The 20108-nt window shown below is 72.9% G+C and carries 24 protein-coding genes; 8 read left to right on the top strand and 16 right to left on the bottom strand.

Annotation, left to right across the window (positions count from 1 at the left end; all coding sequences use genetic code 11):
- Positions 1–22 precede the first annotated feature (22 nt).
- Positions 23–544 carry an ATP-binding protein gene (locus ACQEWB_RS26890; protein ID WP_432835268.1) on the top strand — a complete coding sequence of 174 codons (522 nt, stop codon included), beginning with the start codon at positions 23–25 and terminating at the stop codon, positions 542–544.
- Positions 545–610: 66 nt separating this feature from the next.
- Here ACQEWB_RS26890 and ACQEWB_RS26885 read toward each other — a convergent pair whose 3' ends face one another.
- The 8 genes from ACQEWB_RS26885 to rpmG form a co-directional block, all read right to left on the bottom strand.
- Positions 611–829 (bottom strand): DUF397 domain-containing protein, encoded by a 219-nt coding sequence (locus ACQEWB_RS26885; RefSeq protein WP_432844031.1) that lies wholly within the window; start codon positions 827–829, stop codon positions 611–613.
- Between the two features lie 178 nt (positions 830–1007).
- Positions 1008–1508, bottom strand: a complete 501-nt coding sequence (locus ACQEWB_RS26880) for an SRPBCC family protein (protein WP_432835266.1) — start codon at positions 1506–1508, stop codon at positions 1008–1010.
- Positions 1505–1858: an ArsR/SmtB family transcription factor gene (locus ACQEWB_RS26875; RefSeq protein WP_432835264.1), complete on the bottom strand. Its 354-nt coding sequence runs from the start codon at positions 1856–1858 to the stop codon at positions 1505–1507. The genes ACQEWB_RS26880 and ACQEWB_RS26875 overlap by 4 nt, the downstream gene beginning before the upstream one ends.
- Positions 1859–1868: 10 nt before the next feature.
- Entirely contained in the window at positions 1869–2240 is a 372-nt protein-coding gene (locus ACQEWB_RS26870) for a VOC family protein (protein WP_432835262.1), read from the bottom strand.
- Between the two features lie 76 nt (positions 2241–2316).
- A complete protein-coding gene (rpsR, locus tag ACQEWB_RS26865) occupies positions 2317–2550 on the bottom strand; it encodes a 30S ribosomal protein S18 (protein ID WP_432844029.1) in 234 nt (77 codons plus the stop codon).
- 14 nt (positions 2551–2564) lie between these two features.
- The gene (locus tag ACQEWB_RS26860) at positions 2565–3791 is read right to left on the bottom strand and encodes a CobW family GTP-binding protein (protein WP_432835260.1); all 1227 of its coding nucleotides are present in this window, start codon (positions 3789–3791) and stop codon (positions 2565–2567) included.
- On the bottom strand, positions 3788–4042 hold the full coding sequence (locus ACQEWB_RS26855; RefSeq protein ID WP_432835258.1) for a type B 50S ribosomal protein L31: 255 nt from the start codon (positions 4040–4042) through the stop codon (positions 3788–3790). The genes ACQEWB_RS26860 and ACQEWB_RS26855 overlap by 4 nt, the downstream gene beginning before the upstream one ends.
- Positions 4043–4051: 9 nt before the next feature.
- Complete coding sequence (gene rpmG, locus ACQEWB_RS26850; RefSeq protein WP_043502886.1) at positions 4052–4216, bottom strand: 50S ribosomal protein L33; 165 nt, start codon at positions 4214–4216, stop codon at positions 4052–4054.
- A gap of 75 nt (positions 4217–4291) precedes the next feature.
- Between rpmG and rpmB the strand changes: the two genes are divergently transcribed.
- The 4 genes from rpmB to ACQEWB_RS26830 all read left to right on the top strand — a co-directional run bounded on the left by rpmB (position 4292) and on the right by ACQEWB_RS26830 (position 6130).
- Positions 4292–4528, top strand: a complete 237-nt coding sequence (gene rpmB, locus ACQEWB_RS26845) for a 50S ribosomal protein L28 (RefSeq protein WP_432835255.1) — start codon at positions 4292–4294, stop codon at positions 4526–4528.
- Complete coding sequence (gene rpsN, locus ACQEWB_RS26840) at positions 4528–4833, top strand: 30S ribosomal protein S14 (protein ID WP_432835253.1); 306 nt, start codon at positions 4528–4530, stop codon at positions 4831–4833. Before rpmB ends, rpsN begins: the two co-directional genes overlap by 1 nt.
- Before the next feature lie 169 nt (positions 4834–5002).
- On the top strand, positions 5003–5527 hold the full coding sequence (locus tag ACQEWB_RS26835) for a hypothetical protein (protein WP_432835251.1): 525 nt from the start codon (positions 5003–5005) through the stop codon (positions 5525–5527).
- Between the two features lie 84 nt (positions 5528–5611).
- A complete protein-coding gene (locus ACQEWB_RS26830) occupies positions 5612–6130 on the top strand; it encodes a DUF4232 domain-containing protein (protein ID WP_432835249.1) in 519 nt (172 codons plus the stop codon).
- Positions 6131–6228: 98 nt separating this feature from the next.
- Here the strand turns inward: ACQEWB_RS26830 and ACQEWB_RS26825 are convergent, their stop codons facing one another.
- The gene (locus ACQEWB_RS26825) at positions 6229–7365 is read right to left on the bottom strand and encodes a DUF2786 domain-containing protein (RefSeq protein WP_432835247.1); all 1137 of its coding nucleotides are present in this window, start codon (positions 7363–7365) and stop codon (positions 6229–6231) included.
- A 220-nt stretch (positions 7366–7585) separates the two neighbouring features.
- Positions 7586–8560, bottom strand: coding sequence for a S41 family peptidase (locus ACQEWB_RS26820; RefSeq protein WP_432835245.1), 975 nt, complete (start codon positions 8558–8560; stop codon positions 7586–7588).
- Positions 8561–8671: 111 nt separating this feature from the next.
- Here ACQEWB_RS26820 and ACQEWB_RS26815 point away from each other — a divergent pair, with 111 nt between their 5' ends.
- The 3 genes from ACQEWB_RS26815 to ACQEWB_RS26805 are packed head-to-tail and all read left to right on the top strand — an operon-like array spanning position 8672 to position 11792.
- Positions 8672–9295: a LysE family translocator gene (locus ACQEWB_RS26815; RefSeq protein ID WP_432835243.1), complete on the top strand. Its 624-nt coding sequence runs from the start codon at positions 8672–8674 to the stop codon at positions 9293–9295.
- 31 nt (positions 9296–9326) lie between these two features.
- A complete protein-coding gene (locus ACQEWB_RS26810; RefSeq protein ID WP_432835241.1) occupies positions 9327–10058 on the top strand; it encodes a Clp protease N-terminal domain-containing protein in 732 nt (243 codons plus the stop codon).
- 42 nt (positions 10059–10100) lie between these two features.
- Entirely contained in the window at positions 10101–11792 is a 1692-nt protein-coding gene (locus ACQEWB_RS26805; protein WP_432835239.1) for a bifunctional 3'-5' exonuclease/DNA polymerase, read from the top strand.
- Positions 11793–11810: 18 nt separating this feature from the next.
- Here ACQEWB_RS26805 and ACQEWB_RS26800 read toward each other — a convergent pair whose 3' ends face one another.
- The 6 genes from ACQEWB_RS26800 to ACQEWB_RS26775 all read right to left on the bottom strand — a co-directional run bounded on the left by ACQEWB_RS26800 (position 11811) and on the right by ACQEWB_RS26775 (position 20091).
- Complete coding sequence (locus tag ACQEWB_RS26800; RefSeq protein WP_432835237.1) at positions 11811–15047, bottom strand: BTAD domain-containing putative transcriptional regulator; 3237 nt, start codon at positions 15045–15047, stop codon at positions 11811–11813.
- A gap of 376 nt (positions 15048–15423) precedes the next feature.
- Positions 15424–16326: a glycosyltransferase family 2 protein gene (locus ACQEWB_RS26795; protein WP_432835235.1), complete on the bottom strand. Its 903-nt coding sequence runs from the start codon at positions 16324–16326 to the stop codon at positions 15424–15426.
- A gap of 135 nt (positions 16327–16461) precedes the next feature.
- A complete protein-coding gene (locus ACQEWB_RS26790; protein ID WP_432835233.1) occupies positions 16462–16887 on the bottom strand; it encodes a DUF3052 domain-containing protein in 426 nt (141 codons plus the stop codon).
- A gap of 263 nt (positions 16888–17150) precedes the next feature.
- Positions 17151–18533 carry a YcaO-like family protein gene (locus ACQEWB_RS26785; protein WP_432835231.1) on the bottom strand — a complete coding sequence of 461 codons (1383 nt, stop codon included), beginning with the start codon at positions 18531–18533 and terminating at the stop codon, positions 17151–17153.
- Positions 18533–18745 carry a hypothetical protein gene (locus ACQEWB_RS26780; protein WP_432835229.1) on the bottom strand — a complete coding sequence of 71 codons (213 nt, stop codon included), beginning with the start codon at positions 18743–18745 and terminating at the stop codon, positions 18533–18535. Before ACQEWB_RS26780 ends, ACQEWB_RS26785 begins: the two co-directional genes overlap by 1 nt.
- Positions 18742–20091, bottom strand: coding sequence for an MDR family MFS transporter (locus ACQEWB_RS26775; RefSeq protein ID WP_432835227.1), 1350 nt, complete (start codon positions 20089–20091; stop codon positions 18742–18744). The genes ACQEWB_RS26780 and ACQEWB_RS26775 overlap by 4 nt, the downstream gene beginning before the upstream one ends.
- Positions 20092–20108: the final 17 nt, after the last annotated feature.

Below are 20108 nucleotides of genomic sequence, written 5' to 3'. Positions count from 1 at the left end.
CGAATTCCCGGGAGTGCCTCGCATGGGGACGAATGGATCGACCATGCTCGAGCCGTTACGGCAGGGCCTTCCGCCGCTGGATCCCGCGGCCGTGTCCAACGCCGCGTCGTGTGCTCTGCCCGCCCGCTACGAAGCGGTGCGCGAGGCGAGACTCTTCACCCGCAGAACACTGGACCAGTGGGACATGGGCGACCGCTTCGACGACATATGTCTGGTGGTCTCCGAACTCGTCACCAACGCCCTGCGGCACGCGCTGCCGGCCGGTGCCGTCTGCACGGTCGAGCAGACCCCGTCCGTACGGCTGCACCTGATGCGCTGGACCGAGCGGCTGGTGTGCGCGGTGCGCGACCCCAGCCAGGAGAGCCCGGTCGAGCGCGAGACCGAGGACTTCTCGGCGGAGTCGGGCCGCGGCCTGTTCCTGGTCGACTCCTTCGCCGACGGCTGGGGCTGGCACCCGCTCGCGGGCACCCTCGGCGGCAAGGTGGTCTGGGCGCTGTTCCGGCTGCCGAACCCGCAGGCCGGGGCCGCGGACAGCACCGAGTGAGGCACCGCGGCGTTTTTCCGCGCCGCGTTTCTACGCGCGTTACGTCACCGGCCCCGGAGCGGACCGTCAGCCGCCCACGAGGTGGTCGAACTCGCCGTCCTTGACGCCCGCGAGCATCGCCACGATCTCCGCGCGCGTGTAGACCAGCGCGGGGCCGTCGGGGAAGCGGGAGTTGCGTACGGCCACGTCACCGCCGGGCAGCCGGGCGAACTCCACGCAGGAACCCTGCGAGTTGCTGTGCCGGCTCTTCTGCCAGGCCACCCCGTTCAGCTCCGTGGCTGCCATGCCGTTGTACACGTCGTGGTCCACAGGTCGCTCCCGTGTGGTGCGGTGGCCTTGGGGCCATTGATGCAGTGGTCAACTGATCCGGATCATAGCCCTGTTCACGTGCATCTGCATGAGCAGATGCACGTGCACGGGGGGTGGTCCCTCGGTTACAGCTCCGACGGCCTTGACGACCCCTTTACCGGAGTCGATCCAGCGTCTGCCCCAATGCCCGCAGGACATGCGAGCGCCAGCCGCCGTCCATGATCTTCCGGGCCATCAGCTGTGCCGGGTCATCGGGGTCGAATCCCTCGTGCACTAGGAAGAGACGCGTACCGCGCCCCTCATGTTCCAGCGTCCACGTGATGGTCCAGTCCGCGGGACGGGCCGGATCGGCGTCGGCCCAGCGGACGGAGAGCATCCGCTCGATGTCGTAGGCGAGGACCTGCACGTCCACGGCGCCGGAGAAGTCGGTGTTGGGCCTGGGTACGGAGGTCAGCCGATAGCGGTGACCGACTTCCAGACGGAAGTCCTCGGACCCCTGCATCTGCCACTGCACGAGCAGCTCGGGCTCAGTGAGGGCGCGCCAGACCTTGGCGGGCGAGTGCGGGAGGAACTGGTCGACGCGGATGACGGTGAGGTCGTCGGCGGGCTCGCCGGCCGGTTCACCGGTGGGTTCGGGGCTCGGTTCGGTGCTCATGGCGCGTCATCGCCGGGCATACGGTCGAGCAGCTCGCCGAGGCCCTTCATTCGCTCGCGCCAGAACCGCTCGTACGGATGGAGCCAGTCCTGCACCTCGGCAAGCGGGGCCGCCTCCAGGCGGTAGATGCGCTGTCGGCCGGAGCGCTCCTCGGAGACCAGGCCGGCGTCCCGGAGCACCTTGAGGTGTTCGGAGAGGCTGGGGCGGCGCATGTCGAAGTGGTCGGCCAGGGCCTGCACGGGCTGCGGGCCGCCGTCGCGCAGCAGCCGCAGCACCTCGCGGCGGGTGGTGTTGGCGAGCGCGGCGAAGACACGGTCCTCGACGGCCTCGCGGGCCCCGGCTCCGGTCATGCGGGCCTTCCTACTGGTGTGCCTCCGTGAGCAGCATCAGACCGTTGCCGTCGGGGTCCGCGAAGGAGGCCATCCGGCCCCACGGAAACCCGCCGGGCCCCTCCACCGCGACGCCCGCCTCCGCGAGCCGCGCACAGTCCGCGTCGACATCGGTCGTCACGAACATGATCCCTCGCGCCGATCCGGCCACGAAATCGCCCATCCCCGGACCGGAGAGCGTGAAGACGGTCTGCGCGCCCTTGGGGGCCACCTGGAGCCAGCGGCCCTGCGGAAGATCCAGGTCGGCGGTGACCTCGAAGCCGAGGAGGTCCCGGTAGAAGCGCAGGGCTCGGTCCTGGTCGGAGACGGGGAGGGTGACGAAGGAGGCGTGGGTGATGTTCATGGGCACGACGATAGGTAGGAGATTCCCTACATGTCAAACGTAGGGAATCTCCTACCTATGGCGTTGACGGGTCGACTCAGCGACTGGAGTACGGCAGCAGGGCCATCTCCCGCGCGTTCTTGATCGCTCGGGCCAGCAGGCGCTGCTGCTGAGCCGTGACGCGGGTGACGCGGCGGCTGCGGATCTTGCCGCGGTCGGAGATGAACTTCCGCAGGAGATCGGTGTCCTTGTAGTCGATGTAGGTCACGTCGGCCGCATCCAGCGGATTGGGCCGGCTCTTCGCGGACTTGCGGTCGTTCTTGCGAGCCATGCGGGCCATGGGGTTCAGACCTCCAGGAGGGTGTCGAAGGCGGGCGGCAGCCGCTTCCAGGCGTCGCGCCCGGCGGCGTACTCGGCGTCGGTCAACAGGCAGGACTCCAGCAGGTGTTCGAGTCCGGCGCGGTCGAGGCCGGGCGAGGTGAAGACGAGGTGCTGGCAGCGGTCGCCGTGCGCGGGATGCCAGTCCAGCGCGGCGGCGGCCCGGCGCACGGGCGGGACCAGGTCCCAGGCCGCGTCGGGCAGGGACGCGAGCCACGGTCCGGCGCCCTCCACGCAGAGCGCCCCACCGGCCGCGTCCCAGTGCAGCAGCGTGTCGGTCTTGTCGGCGAGCCAGAACCGGCCCCGGCTGCGCGCGGCCGCACAGGTCAGCTCCTCCAGCGCCGCGTACAGCCGCTCCGGGTGGAACGGACGGTCCCGATGCCATACGAGGGTGCCGACGCCGTGGGCATCGGCCTCGACGGGGAGCAGGGCACAGGCGGGGTGCTGGGCGGCGGCGGCCGACTCGACGTCGAAGCCGGCCAGGGCGGCTCGGGCCAGCGGGGAGGCCGGCGGGAAGACCGACGGGGAGGCGGGCCGGTGAGGCTGTCGTCGGGTCGGTGCAATTGCGGATGCAGGTGCGGATGCGCCCGCCTCAGGGTGGTCGGCCGGCACCGGGACCTGGCGGGCCGTCGGGTGCAGTTGGGCGAGGAGTTCACGGTCCTCCTCGTCGGCCTCCGGCGAGTCGGTCACGGCGAGGACGGGGGCGTACTCCAGTTGGCGGGCGAAGGTGTCGGCGACCGTGCGCTGGTCGGTGGCGGCCGCGGCCAGGCCGCGCTCGGCGAGGTCGTCGCCGTTGCCGAGACAGGGCAGGACCAGGGCCGGGTCGACGGCGGTGATCACGCCGGTGACGGTGAGGCCGCCGACCGCCACCACCTCCGTCATCGCCTTGGGCTCGACGGAGTCCCAGAGTTCGACGATCGCGAGCCGGGTCGTGCCGGCCGCGGCGAGGCGGCGCAGCTCGGGGACCAGGTCCTCGCGCAGGGCGCAGCACGCGCAGTCGTTGACCAGGGGCGTCTCGCCGGCGGACAGGACGCCGGTCGCGTCGCGGACCGTGCGGACGACCGTGCCCGCCGCGGCGGTTGCCAGGTCGTGGTGGAGTACGACGCTGCCCGGCACCTCGGCCAGCAGGTGGGCGACCGTCGCCCTGCGGGCATCGGCGTGCAGCCCGGCGACGATCACCACCGACAGGCTCACGCCCCGCCCCGCTTCCCGTACCGGCGCTCGAAGCGCTCGACACGGCCGGCCGTGTCCAGGACGCGGGCGGTGCCTGTGTAGAAGGGGTGGCTGACGTTCGAGATCTCGACGTCGACGACCGGGTAGGTGTTGCCGTCCTCCCACTCGATCGTCTTCTCGCTCGTCATCGTCGAGCGGGTGAGGAAGGCGTGCCTCGCGGCGCGGTCGCGGAAGACGACGGGGCCGTAGGACGGGTGGATTCCCTTGCGCATGGCGGCGGTTCAGCGCTCCTCTCGGAAGTCGACGTGGCGGCCGGCGACCGGGTCGTACTTGCGGAGCGTCATGCGGTCCGGGTCGTTGCGGCGGTTCTTGCGGGTCACGTAGGTGTAGCCGGTGCCGGCCGTCGACCGGAGCCTGACGACCGGGCGGAGTTCGTTGCGAGCCATGCTGGTACCTTACTGAAAATGAATTCCATTAGCGACAGGGCTTCAGGAATCGACTCAGGAGAGGTACGTCACCCAATGTCCGCGCACTGCATGCTGACCGGGGCGCAGCCCGGCTTCGGCAACCGCATCTCCCACTCCCACCGGCGGACTTCGCGCCGCTTCGACCCGAACATCCAGAGCAAGCGGTACTGGCTGCCCAGTGAGGGGCGGCATGTGCGGCTGCGGCTGAGCGCGAAGGGGATCAAGACCGTCGACGCGATCGGCGTCGAGGCCGCCGTGGCGCGGATCCGGGCGCGGGGGGTGCGGGTCTGATGGCGAAGAAGAGCAAGATCGCGAAGAACGAGAAGCGGCAGGAGGTCGTCGCGCGGTACGCGGAGCGGCGCGCCGAGCTGAAGGAGATCATCCGGCGGCCGACGTCGTCGGAGCCGGAACGGCTGGCCGCGCAGCGGGAGTTGCGCCGCCAGCCGCGCGACGCGAGCGCCACGCGGGTACGGAACCGGGATCAGGTGGACGGGCGGCCGCGGGGGTATTTCCGGGCGTTCGGGCTGTCGCGGGTGGGGGTTCGGGAGCAGGCGCATGCGGGGTTCCTGCCGGGGGTGCGCAAGTCGTCCTGGTAAGGGGAGGGGGCCGGCGGGCGTGAGTCGGCCTGGGGTGCGCGAGTCCTCCAGGTAAGCCTCACAGGTGCTTCCCATGGGCGGGACGGGTGGGGCTGGTAGCTTGCTGCGGTCGCCCGGGCCGTGCGGTCCGGCGTTCCGGTCTCGGCCCGCTACAGCTTGGGAGCTTCCAGTGACTTCGGCGACCTTCACGCGTCCCGCCCGCACGGTGTCGCGCCGGCAGCTGCGGATCGCGGCCGCCGCCGCGGGGCTGACCGGTGCGCTCGTGCTGACCGGGTGCAGCGGCGGCGGCTCCGACGACGACTCCTCCGCGAGCCCGAGCGCCTCGGCGACCGCCACCGCGGACACCGGCGGCAGCAGCGGCGAGGCGACGGCCGCGTCCGACGGCCTCCAGGGCAACTGGCTCGCCACGACCGGCGGCAAGGCCGTGGCCCTGGTGGTCACCGGCAAGCAGGCCGGCCTCTTCTCGACCGGCGGCTCGGTGTGCAGCGGCACCGCGGGCAAGGAGGCCGGGATGCAGATGGTCCACCTCACCTGCACGGACGGCAGCAAGGACCGGGCGACCGGGATGGTCGACTCCGTCAACAGCAAGTCGATGACGGTCACTTGGTCGGGGAGTCTCGGCAAGGAGACGTTCACCAAGTCGGAGGGCGGGAAGCTGCCGACGGGCCTGCCCACGGCCAGTCTCGGGCAGTAGCCGTTTCGCCGGTTGACGGATCCGTACGTGATGATCAAGGGACTCGATCCGCGGCGTCACGCCCCGAAGCACCCAAGGACCCCCATGCGCGCCACCCACGTCACCGTCGCCGCCCTCGCCGCGGCCCTGCTCCTGACCGCCTGCGACGACAACGGCGGTGACGACGGCGCCGCGAAGAAGACCGGCGACGCGTGCACGCTGGACTCGGTCGGCGTGGACGTCACCGCGAGCGCCGCGCCGGCTGCCGGGGACACCGGGAACGTGACCGTCACGATCACCAACCGCGGCACGAAATGCACGATCAAGGGCTTCCCGGCGGTCGACCTCTACGCCGGCAACGTCTCCACGACCGTCCCGACCGACAAGGCCGCGACGCCCGGGAAGCTGACGCTCGCCAAGGACGCGACGGCCTCCTTCACGATCACCTACACCCGCGGCGAGACGGGCGGCAAGAAGAGCCTTCCGGTGAAGACCGCGAAGTTCGCCCTGCCCGACTCCACCGACGTCCAGAGCTTCAAGTGGTCGTACGGCGAGGTCGCGGTCAAGGGCGACGGGAACGAGCCGAACGCCTCGGTCACGCCGTTCACGCAGGCGGGCGACTGACGAGCGGTTCACGGGGGCGGGCGACTGACGAGCCGCTTTACGGCAGTCGGCGGCCGACGACCCGCTTCACCGCGGCCCGCGAGTGACCGGGCCACCCCTCACGGCAGCCGTGGCCGGGTGCCCACCTGGGCCCGGTCCGCTGCATCGGCGCCCTCCGTCCAGCCCGCCTCGTCGGTCACGCCGCGCAGGCGGGTCGTGGTCGTGCTCGGGAACAGGTGGTCCGTCTGTGCCGTGACCGCGACCTCGCGGGAGGCCAGCACCGGGAGCAGGTCGTCGGTCACCTGGGTCTCGGCGGCGGCCCTGAGGCGGGTGCCTATCCGGTGGGCGTAGGCCGCGAGGAAGGACTGCCGGAAGGTCTTGGTACGGCCCCGTCCGCCGGCCCGCTGCGCCGCCTCCGCCTTCGTCATCGCGCGCGTGGCCTGCACGAGCAGCGAGGTGTGGAGCAGTTCGACGGCCTCCAGGTCGGCCTCGAAACCGACGACCGTCGAGAAGCAGAGCTGCTCGTTCCACACCGTCCGGCAGTGGTTGGCGGTGGCGACCGCGTCCAGCAGCACCGCCTTGGCCTGCTCGTACGGCGGCTCGACACCGATGCGGCAGGCGCCCGGGGCGTCCTTCGCGGGCGCCCGGGCCGCGAGCAGCGCCTCGTCGATGCTGTGCCGGGCCGACAGCTCCTGCGCCTTGGCGGTGAGCGCCTCCGCCTCCTCCGGGAAGCCGGTCGCCTCGGCCTTGGCGAGCAGCGCGCGGATACGGGTGAGCATGCGGGACTCGGACGGGGTCGCGAAGTGCCGGGTGGGCTCGTCCAGCGGTTCCAGCGTGGGCAGGCGGAGCAGCAGGCGGTACAGCTCCAGGACCGCGGTGGCGTGCGAGAAGCGGTCGGTGCGGGGCGGCTTGCCGGCCGCGGCTGCTTCGGCGGCCTCGGCCGCGAGGTCGTCCAGCTGTCCGGTCCAGCGGGGGCCGCGCGGGCGGTCGTCCTGCTGCTGTGCGCGGATCAGGGTGGACGCGAGGACCAGATGTACGTCGTCCAGCTCGCGGCGCACGATGCGGATCACGTCGGCGGGCTGCCAGCCGCGGGACCAGGCCGAGGCCACGAACTCCCGTCCCCTGCGGTCGAGTTCGCCGTCCGCGTCGGGGTCTGCGGCCAGCATGGAGGCGCCGGTGTCCAGGGCGGAGTCGGACTCGGCGTACAGGGCGGCCTCGAAGGCTCGCTCGACGGTGTTGGGCGTACTGCTGCTCACACCTCGATCGTGCCATGGGCGACTGACAGCGGGGCGCGGCGCTCGGGCCGGCCGGGGGGTGCGGGAGGTCGGTCGGAGGGGTGCGGGGCGTGGGGGTCGGCGTACCGGGGTTTCGCTCGCCCGCGCTTGCGGGGTGCCGCTTTCTTTGGGTCGGGTGCCGCCCCAGCGGCACGACTGCCCGCAGCTGCGCGGGTCTGAGGGTGCGGCTGCGGGTCAGCGGCTACGTCCGGCTGCCGGTCAGCGGGCTGCGTCCGGCTGCGATCAGTGTCGTCGCCCGGTCGGCCGCCTCGGCCGCCGGGCACTGGACGTCCGGGATGACGCCGGTGCCCTCCCAGTTGGTGCCGGAGATCGGGTTGATCGCCCGGGCCACCGGGATGGTGGCCTCCAGGTTGGGGTGGACGGTCCAGCCCTCGCGGGGGTGGGCGCCGCCGCGGGTCGGTTCGCCGACCACTGTCGCGCGGCCCAGTTGCTGGAGGTCGTAGGCCAGTTCCTCGGCGGCGGAGAAGGTGCTGGACCCGGTGAGGACGTAGAGGGGCTTGGTACCGCCGTAGCGGGCGCCGGGGACGTGCGGCTGGGTCCAGTACTGGTCGTAACGGTCGCCCACGCGCGCGTACAGGGTGTTCAGGTGGGTGCGCTCGTCCAGGAGGTGGCTGCAGACGAAGGAGACGGTGTCCGGGTCGCCGCCGACGTTGGACCTGAGGTCCAGGACCAGGGCGTCGGCGCGGGCGACCAGGGTGAGCGCCGCGGTGAGCGGCTCGGCCGACCAGTCGAGCGGGAAGAGGAGCGGGGCGAGTTCGAGGAGCGCGGTGCCGCCGTCGAGGAGTTGCACGCGCGGGACGCCGCCCAGGGAGGTGTCGAACTTGCGGCGCATCGCGGCCGCGGCGGCCTCGCCCCTGCCCTGCGGCACCCGGTCCGGGTGGTGGACGAGGCGCAGGTGCGGGTCGCCGTTCACCGACCGCAGGTCCGCGCTGACCAGGCCGCCGAGTTCCTCGGCGGTCCCGACGTCGTACGTCCCCTCGGCCAGCCGTCGGCGCAGCAGGGCCGCCAGTTGTTCGGCGACCTCCGGGAAGACGTAGTGCTCGGTGAGCAGCCGGGCCGTCTCGTCCACGATCGCCGGAACGTCCATGACGGGGACGGGAGTTGACGCGGAGGCTTCGGTGGGACCCGTACCGGACGGCGTCGTGGTTGTGGTCATGGCAGCCGAGTCAACCACCGTCCACCCGGGCTCCGCACGGCGTTTCCCGGGACTCGTCTCACTCCCCGAAACTCGCTCGCTCCGCTCCCCCGCGGTTTCGAGCATGGCCCCATGGTGGACTTGTCTTCGTACGCGGCCTTCCTCGTCGCCGCCTTCGCTCTCTGTGTCACTCCCGGCCCCGACATGATGTTCATCGTGGCGATGGGCGGCCGGGGCGGGCCACGGACCGGTGTGCTGGCGGCGGCCGGGGTGGCCTGCGCGATGTTCGTGCACACGGTGGCCGCCGCGCTCGGCCTGTCGGCGCTGTTCCTGTCGTTGCCGGCCCTGTACCACGCGCTGCGCTGGGCGGGCGCGGCCTATCTGCTCTACCTGGCGGTGAAGGCCTTCCGGGACCGCGGGGAGCCGGCCGGGGAGGGCGGGGCGGCGGAGCCCGGGCGGCGACGGGCCTTCTGGCAGGGGGCCGTGACCAATCTGCTCAACCCCAAGGTGATCCTCTTCAACGTGGCCTTCCTGCCGCAGTTCGTGGACCCGGACCTGGGCCATGTCCGCGAGCAGTTCCTGGTCCTCGGGCTGACGATCACGGTCATGGGGTTCGTGGTGGACGGCTCGGTGGGGCTGCTGTCCGGGAAGCTCTCCGCCCTGTTGCGGCGCAGTCGGCGGGTGGCGCGGGGGCTGAACATCTTCACCGGCACGGTCTTCACGGGGCTGGCGATCCGACTGTCAACTCAAGGTTGACACCCTTTCGCTGTCAACCTACGGTTGACACATGTCGACGAACCCGAACCCCACCACGTCATCCGTGCGTCTCGACGACCTCATCGCGGCCATCAAGAAGGTCCACTCCGAGCCCCTCGACCAGCTCCAGGACGCGGTGATCGCCGCGGACCACCTCGGCGAGGTGGCCGACCACCTGATCGGCCACTTCGTCGACCAGGCCCGCCGCTCGGGCGCCTCCTGGACCGACATCGGCCAGAGCATGGGCGTCACCCGGCAGGCCGCGCAGAAGCGGTTCGTACCGAAGGAGTCGACCGATCTCGACCCCAACCAGGGCTTCGGCCGGTACACCCTGCGCGCCCGCAACGTGGTGATGACCTCGCACAACGAGGCCAAGGCCGCCCCGCACACCGAGGTGGTGCCCGCCCATCTGGTCCTCGGCCTGCTCGCCGAACCGGACGGCCTGGCCGCCAAGGCGATCGTCGCCCAGGGCATCTCCCTGGACGCGGTCCGGGCGGCGGCGCAGGCCGCGCTGCCGCCCGCCGCCGAGGAAGGCCCGGAACTGGTGCCGTACTCCTCGGACGCGAAGAAGGTCCTGGAGCTCACCTTCCGGGAAGCCCTGCGCCTGGGCCACAACTACATCGGCACCGAGCACATCCTGCTGGCCCTGCTGGAGTTCGAGCACGGCAGCGGGGTCCTGGCCGGCCTCGGGATCGAGAAGGAGCCGGTGGAGTCCGAGCTGGCCAGGCTGCTGGAGGGCTATCTCCAGGCCCCGCCGGCCTGAGCCCGGGCCTCACTGTCAGACCCTCCTGCCACACTCGCAACCATGACCGACCGCTGGGCACTCGCTCCGGCCGAGGACGGTGGCGTGGAGCTCGCCCCCCTCGGTCCTGACGGGCTGCCCGCCGGGCCGGTGCGGCGGGAGCGGGACCTGGCCGAGGCAGTGCGGGGGCGGCCCGAGGTCGGCCGGTGGGTGTGGCGGTCCACGGCCGAGGTGTATCCGCGCCTGCTCGCCGCGGGGGTTCGAGTGGAGCGGTGTTACGACATCGAGGACGCCGAGACCCTGCTCCTCGGCCACGAGGGGCGGTACGGCGAACCCCACTCGGCGGCGGCCGCCCTGGCCCGGCTGCGCGGCGGCCCGGTACCGGCCGACCCGCCCCAGCGCTCGGCCGAACCAGGATTACAGTCCTCCCTCTTCGAGCCCCGCACCATCCCTCTGCCGCTGTCCGACCTCGTGGAGGTGTACGCCGAGCAGCAGCGCCGGCACGACGCGACCGCCCACCCCGACCGCATGCGGCTGCTGACCGCGGCCGAGTCGGCGGGGATGCTGGTGGCGGCGGAGATGAACGGCGCCGGGCTGCCGTGGAGCGCCGAGGTGCACCGGCAGGTGCTGCACGAACTGCTCGGCGAGCGGTACGCGGGCGGTGGCGAGCCCCGCCGCCTGGCCGAGCTGGCCGACGAGGTGTCCGCGGCCTTCGGACGCCGGGTGCGGCCCGACCTCCCGGCCGACGTCGTCAAGGCCTTCGCGCAGTCCGGGATCAAGGTGCGCTCCACCCGGCGCTGGGAGATCGAGTCCGTCGACCATCCGGCCGTGAAGCCGCTGATCGAGTACAAGAAGCTGTACCGGATCTGGGTCGCCCACGGCTGGTCCTGGCTCCAGGACTGGGTGCGGGAGGGGCGGTTCCGGCCCGAGTTCCATGCGGGCGGGACCGTCACGGGCCGATGGGTCACCAACGGCGGGGGCGCGCTCCAGATCCCCAAGGTGATCCGGCGGGCCGTCGTCGCCGACCCCGGCTGGCGGCTGGTCGTCGCCGACGCCGACCAGATGGAGCCGCGCGTCCTGGCGGCCATCTCCCGCGACCCCGGTCTGATGGAGGTGGCCGGACGCGAGACCGACCTCTACCAGTCCGTCTCCGACCGGGCCTTCTCCGGCGACCGGGCCCAGGCCAAACTCGCCGTGCTGGGCGCGGTCTACGGCCAGACCTCCGGCGACGGCCTCAAGAACCTCGCCGCACTCAGACGCCGCTTCCCCAGGGCGGTGGCCTACGTCGACGACGCGGCGCGCGCGGGCGAGGAGGGGCGGCTCGTACGGACCTGGCTGGGCCGGACCTGCCCACCCGCGGCCGGGGCGCACGGCGACACCGGAGACGAGGCGGGCATACCGCAGGACGAACCGGCCGAACAGCCCGCCGAGCAGGGCTGGATGCCCGGTTACGCCTCCACCAACGCCCGCGCCCGCGGCCGCTTCGCCCGCAACTTCGTGGTCCAGGGCAGCGCGGCCGACTGGGCCCTGCTGCTGCTCGCCGCCCTGCGCCAGTCCTGCGCGGACATGGCGGCCGAGCTGGTCTTCTTCCAGCACGACGAGGTGATCGTGCACTGTCCGGAGGAGGAGGCGGCCAGGGTCGTGGAAGCGATCCGGGAGGCGGCGGAGCTGGCGGGGCGGCTGACGTTCGGTCAGACGCCGGTGCGGTTTCCGTTCACGACGGCGGTGGTGGAGTGCTATGCGGACGCCAAGTGACGCACCAGGGGCCGCTGTTCACCGTACGACCGCCTCGGCGAGCAGCTCGCGCAGCTCCGTCACCACCGCCTGCTCGTCCGTGCCGTCGAGGGCTTCGAGGGCCGTGCGCCATTGTGCGCACGCCTCCTCGGGGCGGCCGCGTTCGCGCAGCAGGAGTCCCTGCTGGTGGCGGGCGAGGCCGCCGGTGTAGTGGTCGGCGCGGGCGTCGGCGCGGCGCAGCAGCTCGGCGCACTCGCGGTCGGCGTGTCCGGTACGGCCCAGCAGGCGCAGGGCGCGGACCAGGCCGAGGCGGGTCCGGGACTCGCCGTGCCAGTCGCCGTGGCCGCCGAGGACGCTCAGGCTCTCCTCGAAGTGCGGGACGGCGGCGGCCGGTTCGCCGAGGGTCAGGTGGGCATAGCCGATGTTGCAGTGCGCGGTGTGCCGGACGATGACGGCGCCGATCGCCGTGCCGATGGCGAGCGAGCGGCGGTGCTGCTCGATGGCGGCGCGCGGGTCGGTGTGCTCGTAGAGGTTGCCGAGGTGGCTGTGGGTCACGGCCTCGCCGTGCGGGTCGTTCAACTGCCGTGAGTACTCCAGGCTCTGGCGCAGGGCGCGCCCCGACTCCTCGTGGCGACCGAGGCCTTCGAGCAGCAGGCCCCGGTTGTTGAGGCAGCGGCGCGTCCAGGAGACCCGGCCGAGGCGGCGCCAGATGGTCAGGGCCTCGTCGTTGAGAGCGAGGGCCTCGCTCTGGCGGCCGGTCAGGAAGTGCAGGCCGGCGAGGTCGCCCAGCGCGTACGCCTCCGCGGCCGCGTCGCCGAGGCGGCGCGCCACCCGGAGGGCGGCCCGGCCGAGCGTCTCCATCTCGGCGACGCGGCCGCTGCGCCGGACGTACGGGAAGAGGAGACGGATCAGGACGGAGACGCGCGCGGCGCGGCCGGCGTCGGGGTCGTCGGCGTGTCGCTGCGCGAGTGTCACGACGTTCTCCAGCTCCATGTCGCCCCAGGCGAAGGCCTGTTCGGCGGACTCGAAGAAGGGGAGGGCGGCGACCTCCGCCTGGTGGTCCGGGGGCTGGGCGGCGGTGGGGCGACGGCGGTCGTCCTGGTCGAGGCCGGGTTCGACGATCGCGGTGAGGGCGCGTTCGGCGACGGCGGCGTACCAGCGGAGGGCGGTGTCGGAGGGGGTGGTGAGGGCCGGGAGGCCGGCGGGGGGCGGGTTGGTGGCCGTCGTATCCGCGCTGGGGTCTGTGTTGCTGTCCGTGTCGGTGTCCGCGTCGGCGAGTTCGTGGGTGAAGTCGCGGACCAGGTCGTGGGGGGCGTAGCGGCCGTATGCCGTTTCCTCCAGGAGGGCCACGTCGACGAGGCGGTCCAGGGCGGCTTCGGCGCGGTGCGCGTCGGTGCCGGTGAGGCGGGCGAGGAGGGGGGCGCTGTAGACGGGCAGGTCGAGGGCGCCGATGCCGCGCAGGAGGAGGGCGGCGTCGCGGTCGGCCGGGCGGTCCGAGGCGGCGAGGGCCTCGTGGGCGACGGCGAGGGAGCGGCGGACGCTCAGGTCGTCGTACTCCAGGTGGTGCAGGCGGCCTTCGGTGGCGGTCAGTTGGCGGGCCAGGACGTCCGGGGTGAGGGCGTGGCGGGCGGCCAGGCGGGCGGCGACGATGCGGAGGGCGAGGGGGAGGCGGCCGGTGAGCTCCACCAGGGGGTGGGCCGCGTCGAGGCCGTCGCCGTGTCGGCCGGAGAGGGAACGGAGCAGGGTGGCGCTCTCCTCGGCCGACAGGGGGGTGAGGGGGAAGCGGCGGGCGCCGTCGAGGGCGGTGAGCGGGGAGCGGCTGGTGACGATGACGGCGCAGCCGGCGCCGGCGGGGAGAAGGGGGCGGACCTGGGCGGCGGTGGCCGCGTCGTCGAGGAGCAGGAGGGTGCGGGTGGGGGCCAGCAGGGAGCGGAGCAACGCGGTTGCCGCGTCGGGGTGTTCGGGGATGTCGCGGGGGTCCGTGCCCAGGTCGCGGAGGAGGGCGGTGAGGGCCTGGGTGGGAGTGAGGGGGGTCATGCCGGGGGTCGCTCCGTGGAGGTTCACGTAGAGCTGGCCGTCGGGGAAACGTTCCCTCAGTTGGTGGGCGGCGTGTAGGGCGAGGGCGGTCTTGCCTACGCCGGCCATGCCGCTGATGACGGTGACGGCGTGGGTTCGGCGGGTGAGGAGGGTGCGCTGGAGGGCGTGCAGTTCGGGGGTGCGGGCGGTGAAGTGGATGGGGGGTGGGGGGAGTTGGGCGGGTGCGGGTGTGTGGGGGGTGGGGTTTTGTTTCCCACCCGCACCACCCGTGCGGCTTTCGTCGTCGAGTGCGGGTGGCCCCTGTGGGGCGGAAGCGCCGTCGGCGGCCGCCGGTGCATGGTGGTCGCCTTCCGCCGCCACCGGTGCATGGCGGTTGCCTTCCGCCGCCACCGGTGCATGGCGGCCGCCTCCGGCCGCTACCGGTGACTGCGCCACCGGTGACTGACGGAGGATCTCCACGTGCGTTTCCCGTATCGACCGGCCCGGTTCTATGCCCAGTTCGTCCAGGAGGCGGATGCGTAGGTCACGGTGGACGCTCAGGGCCTGGGGTTGGCGGCCGGTGCGGTGGAGGGCCAGCATCAGTTGGCGGTGGTAGGACTCGCGCAGGGGGTGTTCGGCGGCCAGGGCCGAGAGTTCCGGGACGAGGGTGTCCAGGCGGGGGCCGCCCAGGGCGAGTTCGGCGTCGTAACGCCACTCCAGGAGGAGGAGTCGGGCCTCCTCGTAGCGCTGGGCGTAGGCGTAGCCGGCGGCGTCGGTCAGGAGGCCGCTCAGTGGGGTGCCGCGCCACAGGGCGAGCGCCGCGGCGCACTCGCGGACGACCCGTTCCCAGTTGCGGGCGCCGTGCGCGCCGCGGGCCGCCGCGAGGTGGCGTTCGAAGACGTGGACGTCCAACTCGCCCGGTTCGACGCGGAGTACGTAACCGGGTGGCACCGCGCGCAGCCGTTCGGGGTCGTCGAGCAGACGGCGCAGCCGGGCCACGTGGTTGTGCAGCGAGGCGTGCGCGGAGGCGGGCGGGGCGCCGCCCCACAGCACGTCCTTGATGGCCTCGACGGAGACGACCCGGCCGGCTTCGAGCAGCAGCGCGACGAGCAGGGCGCGCACCTTGGGACTGCCGATGACCCGGACGCCGACCTCGTCGAGGGCACCGCCGGTGCTCAACTCACCCGCGTCGCCCCGGACGTCGTAAAGAACCGGCGGTCCCAGCAGTCCGAACCGCACCGACCGCGGACCGCGCCCCATGACCGAACCCACCCGTTCTTGGCGGAATTCCGCCCTCCGTACGGCGGTTTCCCGCCAGCCCTTCCCTGCCCGGTGCCCGCCGGAATCCGCTACGGTTCCAGCCTCCGCGCCGCCGCCCTGCGACAGGTTCAGGCCAGTCGGCCGTCGGTGCCGGGCGGAAGCTCTGGCCACATGTTAGCGATCCGTTGGCGCGACCTGATGTGATCACTTCACGGAACCGGCCCGGGGGTGCGCGCGTACGACGCGTTGCTCGGGGGAGTGACGCCGCCGAGGCCGGATCCGGGGACGCGAGAGGGTCCCGGCCGGCGGAGGTGACCGGCCGGGATCCTCGTCCCTTCACTTCAGAAGAGGGACCGGCCTCAGAGCGGGACCAGCCTCAGATGACGGGCGGGCGTCCCAGCCGCGACAGTCGCCACACCGTCCGCCACCGCATGGGCCGCCGTTCGCCGGCGGGTTCCCGGACTCCTTCGACGAAGCCGCCGAACCAGGCCCTCAGCCCGGCCCGCGAGCGCGTGCGCAGCAGCGTGAGCAGTGTCCAGATGCCCAGGTGGACGGGGATGAGCGGCAGCGGCAGTCGGCGGCGGGCCAGCCACACCCTGTTCCGGGCGTTCACGCGGTAGTAGATGGCGTGGCGGGCCGGGGAGGTCTTCGGGTGCTGGAGGAGGAGTTCGGGGGCGTAGCGGATCTTCCAGCCGGCGTCGGCGGCCCGCCAGGCCAGGTCGATCTCCTCGTGGGCGAAGAAGAACTCGGCCGGCCAGTCCCCGATCTCGTCGAGCATGGTCGTACGGAAGGCGTGGCCGCCCCCGAGGAACCCGGTGACGTACCCGCCGCGCAGCGGATCGGAGGCGCCGAGCCTCGGCACGTGCCGCTGCTGGGTCTCGCCGTGCTCGTCCGCGATCCGGAAGCCGACGATGCCGAGGCGGGGGTCGGCCGCGAACAACTCCCCCACGCGGCGCAGCACATCGGCGTCCACGAGGAGGCCGTCGTCGTCCAGTTCGACGACGATGTCGACGTCGCCGAACTCCCGCAGCCGGGCGAGCGCCTGGTTCCGGCCGCCGGGACAGCCGAGGTTCTCGTCGATTTCGAGGAGGGTGACCTCGCCGGGCAGGGCGAGCCGGGCGGCGAAGTCGGGGAGCGGGCAGCCGTTGCCGACGACGACGACCCGGGCGGGTGCGAGGTCCTGCTTGGCGACGGACTCCAGCAGGGCGTCGACCTCGGCGGGCCGGTTCCCCATGGTCACCACGGCGACGGCAATCCTCGGCGCGTTCGACTCCCCCATGCCCTCACCTCATCCGGCCGCCGGAAACATCGGCCGTGATGCTAGCCGTTCACGGTAAGGACTTGTTGAGTACGCCGTTTCGTATGCCGAGTCTTGGTCGATCCGTATGCCGGGTCCTGGGTCGACCAGGCGCGGTCACGCGCCGCCGCGCCGATTCTCCTTGCGCCGTACGAACTTCAGGCCTGACCAGTCCTCCCCCAGCGCGGCGACCTTCACGTCGACCACGCCGAGCGGGAGGAAGAGGTCACGCAGGTCGTTCTCGGCGATGTCGCTGACATGCCCGGCGGCCTTGCGGGGCCAGGCGATCCAGAGCATGGCGTCGTCGGCGAGGCCGGCCACGAGGGCGGGCGCTTCGGCGGCCAGGTCGGCGTGCTCGCGGTAGAAGGCGACGGTGACGTCCGCGTCGCGGGGGCCGCCGGGGGTGAGGGTGACGCCGTCGGGGAGACCGGGGATGCCGAAGGGCTCCGGGGCATGCCGGAGGCCGACGCGGTGGCCCGCCTTGATGCCGATCTTCTTGGCGAGGGGCGTACCGGAGTAGCCGCTTCCACGACCGGCGTTCAACGGCCCTCCCGGCCCGTCCGCCTGCGGGCCCTGGCCTCCGTGAGCTCCGGGACGATCATGAACACGGCCGTGAGTGAGCTTCCCAGCACCAGGACATCACCCCATGACTGCCCGTTCCACCGGTGCGAAGCGACGGCGGCTCCGCCGAAGCCGACCACCGTCAGCCCGAACCTGACCAACCGACGTCCCCACGGGGACCGCAACCGCCCATCCGCCATGCCAACTCAGTACCACAGAAGGGGCGACCGTGTTCTCCGGCGGGCTCAGGAGTGCGGCATCGGGAAGGTGTTGAGCTCCTCCTCGCGCAGCGGGGTCCGCCGTCGGCCCAGCCGGACCGCGGTGTCCTGCATACGGCGGCGGCCGAGCGGCAGATAGGCGGCGGGGGCGACCCCGGCCGTCCCCGGCACGACGACCCGCAGCACCCGCATCCCGGCCGCGGCCGCCTCCGGGGTGGTGAGGTCCACGGTCACGACGTCGTAGCCGGCGGCGGCGACCCGGCCGACCAGAACGGCCGCGTCGTACCGCGGGCGGTGCGCCGGGCCGGTCCAGGAGCCCTCGGGCAGGTCCCAGGCCCAGGGGGCCACGCGGTCGGCGGCCCGGCGGTCCAGATAGAGCTGCTGCTGGCAGATCTGCTCGACGGCGTCCGAGCCGTCGGCACGGTAGTCGTCCAGGTAACGGCGGTCACCGCGCCAGGGTTTGAGCGGCGAGGGCCGGCCGGGGGTGGCGAGGCGGGTCGCCGGGTCGTCCAGGACCCGGCAGGTGATCTGGAGGGTGTGCGCCTCGGCGAGCGCCTTGGCCGCGGCCTCCTCCTCGTCCGCGCGGGCGGCACAGCCGTAGGTGAGCCAGCCCTCGGCCGTGCCGCGCACCCCGGCGGCGATCACCGGGACGCCGAACTCGTTGTCGATACGGACCAGTCGGGTCTCGAAGGCGTGCTCGGCGCCGTCTCCCAGGGCGCTCAGCCGGTCCGTCGGCCGGAGGGCGGGCAGCGCCTCGGCGTTGGCCCACCACACGGCGACGGCGTCCCGTTCGATGACCTCTTCGAGGCCGGAGAGCAGCGCGAAGTCCGCGGTGGGGCCGGCCGCGATGCCGCCGATCACGGGGAAGGCGTAGAAGGGTTCCGGGTACGGCCGGGGCATGTGTGCCCAAGCCGTGTAGACCATGAACGCGGGTACCCAGACCGGTTCGCCGTCGACGGCGCTGCGGCCCTCGACCCAGTGGGCGGGCGAGTCGGGCCGGAAGGGCCGGAACGGGAAGCCCGCGGTGGCGTACTGGCGGTCCGAGTGGAGCACCAGGGTCCGTGGGTCGAGGGCGCGCAGTCCGCGCCGGGTGAGCTGTTCGTACGAGCCGTGGACGGGGCGTGCGGGCGGGCAGGTTCCGCAGAAGCGTTCCACGGCCTCGCCCTCGGCGGACCGTACGGCCTGCTCCGGGCCTTCCCAGGAGGTGCCGAAGGACTGCCGGTCGGTCTGCCACGGCAGGCGGTCGGTGAAGTCCCGCAGCTCGGACACGGCCAGGTGCAGCCGGGGCGGGGTGCCGCCGTAGCCCGCGAACACCTGGGTCCCGGCGACGATGGCGGACAACGGGCCGGAGCCCGGCTCCGGACGGTGGGTTCCGTCCGGAGCGGGCTTCGGGTGCTGGCTGGTCTGCATTACGCGGCGTACGCCGAGACACAGGTGTTGGGCGCGAACGCCGAGACACAGGTGTTCGGGGCGTACACCGGAGCACAGGTGTTGGGCGCGAAGGCCGCGACGCAGGTGTTCGGGGCGTACGCCGGGGCGCACGTGTTGGGTGTGAACGCCGCGACGCAGGTGTTCGGGGCGAAGGCCGCGACGCAGGTGTTGGGGGTGATGCGCTCGCTCATGTGGAGCTCCTCTCGGTGATGGTGTCCCGCCCGGGAAGGGGACGGGACGGCCGGCGCGACCCGTTGTCGCGTCGGCGGCTCCGCTCGGCGGACGCCGTGCGGAAGTTCTCGGGGTGCGGGGCCCGGCCGCGGGCCGTGCGCAGGATCAGGGCGCAGCCGAGGCCGGCCCCGACGCCCGCCGCCGCGCACAGGGTCCAGAGGGCGCCCGGACCGGCGTGGTCGAGCACCCAGGTGCCGCCGGCCGGCCCGATGAACGCGGCGGCGGACCAGGCGGTCCCGTACGCGCCCTGGTAGCGGCCGCGCCGGTGGACCGGGGCGAGTTCGGCGGATACGGCGCCTGCCAGCGGGGCGTAGAGCATCTCGCCGGCCGTCCAGACGACCACCGTGCCGACGAGCGCCGGCGTGTCCGTGGCCAGGCCGGTGAGTCCGAAGCCGACGCCCACGAGGACGCCTCCGGCGAGCAGCACGGCGGCCCGTGAGCGGCCGGCGGCCAGCTTCGTGACGGGCAGTTGCAGCAGGACGACGAGCAGCGCGTTCAGCGCCATCAGCAGGCTGAAGGTGGCCGCGCTGTGGCCGTGCCCGGTGACCACGACGGGCAGGGCCGCGGACTTCTGCTCGTAGACGGCGGCGAAGACCAGCGTGAGCAGGACGAACAACAGGAACGGGGCGTCCTTGCGCAGCGGCACCGGAGAACCGGCCGGCGCGGAGTGCCGCCGGGCGCGGTCCGCCGGGGGCGGGAGTTCGGGCCGTGTCTCGGGGACCTTCGCCAGTACGACCGCCCCGCACAGCAGGGTGGTCGCGGCGTCGGCGAGGAAGAGGAGGGTGTAGCCGTGCTCCACCATCAGACCGGCGAGGACTGCGGAGACCGCGGTGCCGGTGTTGACGGCCCAGTAGTTGTAGGCGAAGGCACGCGGCCGGTCCGCGGACGGGACCAGGTCGGCGAGCGAGGCCTGGGCGGCCGGCCGCACCGAGGCGGCCCCGAGTCCCACGGCGAACGCCGCCGCACTCACGGTTCCCCGGTCCGTGCCGAGCCCGAGCAGGACCATGCTCGCGGCGGTGAGACAGTGCCCGGCGAACATCGTCCGCCGCCGCCCGATGCGGTCGGCGAGGATTCCGCCGGCCGCGGAGCCCGCGATGGCTCCGGCGCCGAGCAGCGAGACCACGAAGCCCGCGTACGACACGGAGTAGCCGCGGGCGTCGGTCAGCGACAGGGCGAGGATCGGGCCCGTGAAGGCGCCGAGCCAGTTGACGAGGATGCTCGTCCAGATCCACCAGTACGCGCCGGGCAGGCCCAGCGGGCCGGCGGGCGGGCGGCCGGACGCGGTCGGCGTCGTTGATTCGCCCACGCCTTCCTCCGTATTCG

The organism is Streptomyces sp. CA-249302 (assembly GCF_050936785.1).
Classification (GTDB): Bacteria; Actinomycetota; Actinomycetes; order Streptomycetales; family Streptomycetaceae; genus Streptomyces.
The sequence above is the reverse complement of the archived record's forward strand: the minus strand, read 5'-3'. Positions and strand labels throughout refer to the sequence as shown.

What these genes read in the sequence shown, in the direction of transcription:
- rpsN (WP_432835253.1), top strand. Translation starts at nt 4,528, where the DNA reads ATGGCGAAGAAGAGCAAGATCGCGAAGAACGAGAAGCGGCAGGAGGTC.
- ACQEWB_RS26830 (WP_432835249.1), top strand. Translation starts at nt 5,612, where the DNA reads ATGCGCGCCACCCACGTCACCGTCGCCGCCCTCGCCGCGGCCCTGCTC.
- ACQEWB_RS26870 (WP_432835262.1), bottom strand. Translation starts at nt 2,240, where the DNA reads ATGAACATCACCCACGCCTCCTTCGTCACCCTCCCCGTCTCCGACCAG.
- ACQEWB_RS26875 (WP_432835264.1), bottom strand. Translation starts at nt 1,858, where the DNA reads ATGACCGGAGCCGGGGCCCGCGAGGCCGTCGAGGACCGTGTCTTCGCC.
- ACQEWB_RS26885 (WP_432844031.1), bottom strand. Translation starts at nt 829, where the DNA reads ATGGCAGCCACGGAGCTGAACGGGGTGGCCTGGCAGAAGAGCCGGCAC.
- rpsR (WP_432844029.1), bottom strand. Translation starts at nt 2,550, where the DNA reads ATGGCTCGCAAGAACGACCGCAAGTCCGCGAAGAGCCGGCCCAATCCG.
- ACQEWB_RS26780 (WP_432835229.1), bottom strand. Translation starts at nt 18,745, where the DNA reads ATGAGCGAGCGCATCACCCCCAACACCTGCGTCGCGGCCTTCGCCCCG.
- ACQEWB_RS26815 (WP_432835243.1), top strand. Translation starts at nt 8,672, where the DNA reads ATGGTGGACTTGTCTTCGTACGCGGCCTTCCTCGTCGCCGCCTTCGCT.
- ACQEWB_RS26795 (WP_432835235.1), bottom strand. Translation starts at nt 16,326, where the DNA reads ATGGGGGAGTCGAACGCGCCGAGGATTGCCGTCGCCGTGGTGACCATG.
- ACQEWB_RS26855 (WP_432835258.1), bottom strand. Translation starts at nt 4,042, where the DNA reads ATGCGCAAGGGAATCCACCCGTCCTACGGCCCCGTCGTCTTCCGCGAC.
- rpmB (WP_432835255.1), top strand. Translation starts at nt 4,292, where the DNA reads ATGTCCGCGCACTGCATGCTGACCGGGGCGCAGCCCGGCTTCGGCAAC.
- ACQEWB_RS26810 (WP_432835241.1), top strand. Translation starts at nt 9,327, where the DNA reads ATGTCGACGAACCCGAACCCCACCACGTCATCCGTGCGTCTCGACGAC.
- ACQEWB_RS26805 (WP_432835239.1), top strand. Translation starts at nt 10,101, where the DNA reads ATGACCGACCGCTGGGCACTCGCTCCGGCCGAGGACGGTGGCGTGGAG.
- ACQEWB_RS26880 (WP_432835266.1), bottom strand. Translation starts at nt 1,508, where the DNA reads ATGAGCACCGAACCGAGCCCCGAACCCACCGGTGAACCGGCCGGCGAG.
- ACQEWB_RS26820 (WP_432835245.1), bottom strand. Translation starts at nt 8,560, where the DNA reads ATGACCACAACCACGACGCCGTCCGGTACGGGTCCCACCGAAGCCTCC.
- ACQEWB_RS26890 (WP_432835268.1), top strand. Translation starts at nt 23, where the DNA reads ATGGGGACGAATGGATCGACCATGCTCGAGCCGTTACGGCAGGGCCTT.
- ACQEWB_RS26785 (WP_432835231.1), bottom strand. Translation starts at nt 18,533, where the DNA reads ATGCAGACCAGCCAGCACCCGAAGCCCGCTCCGGACGGAACCCACCGT.
- ACQEWB_RS26800 (WP_432835237.1), bottom strand. Translation starts at nt 15,047, where the DNA reads ATGGGGCGCGGTCCGCGGTCGGTGCGGTTCGGACTGCTGGGACCGCCG.
- rpmG (WP_043502886.1), bottom strand. Translation starts at nt 4,216, where the DNA reads ATGGCTCGCAACGAACTCCGCCCGGTCGTCAGGCTCCGGTCGACGGCC.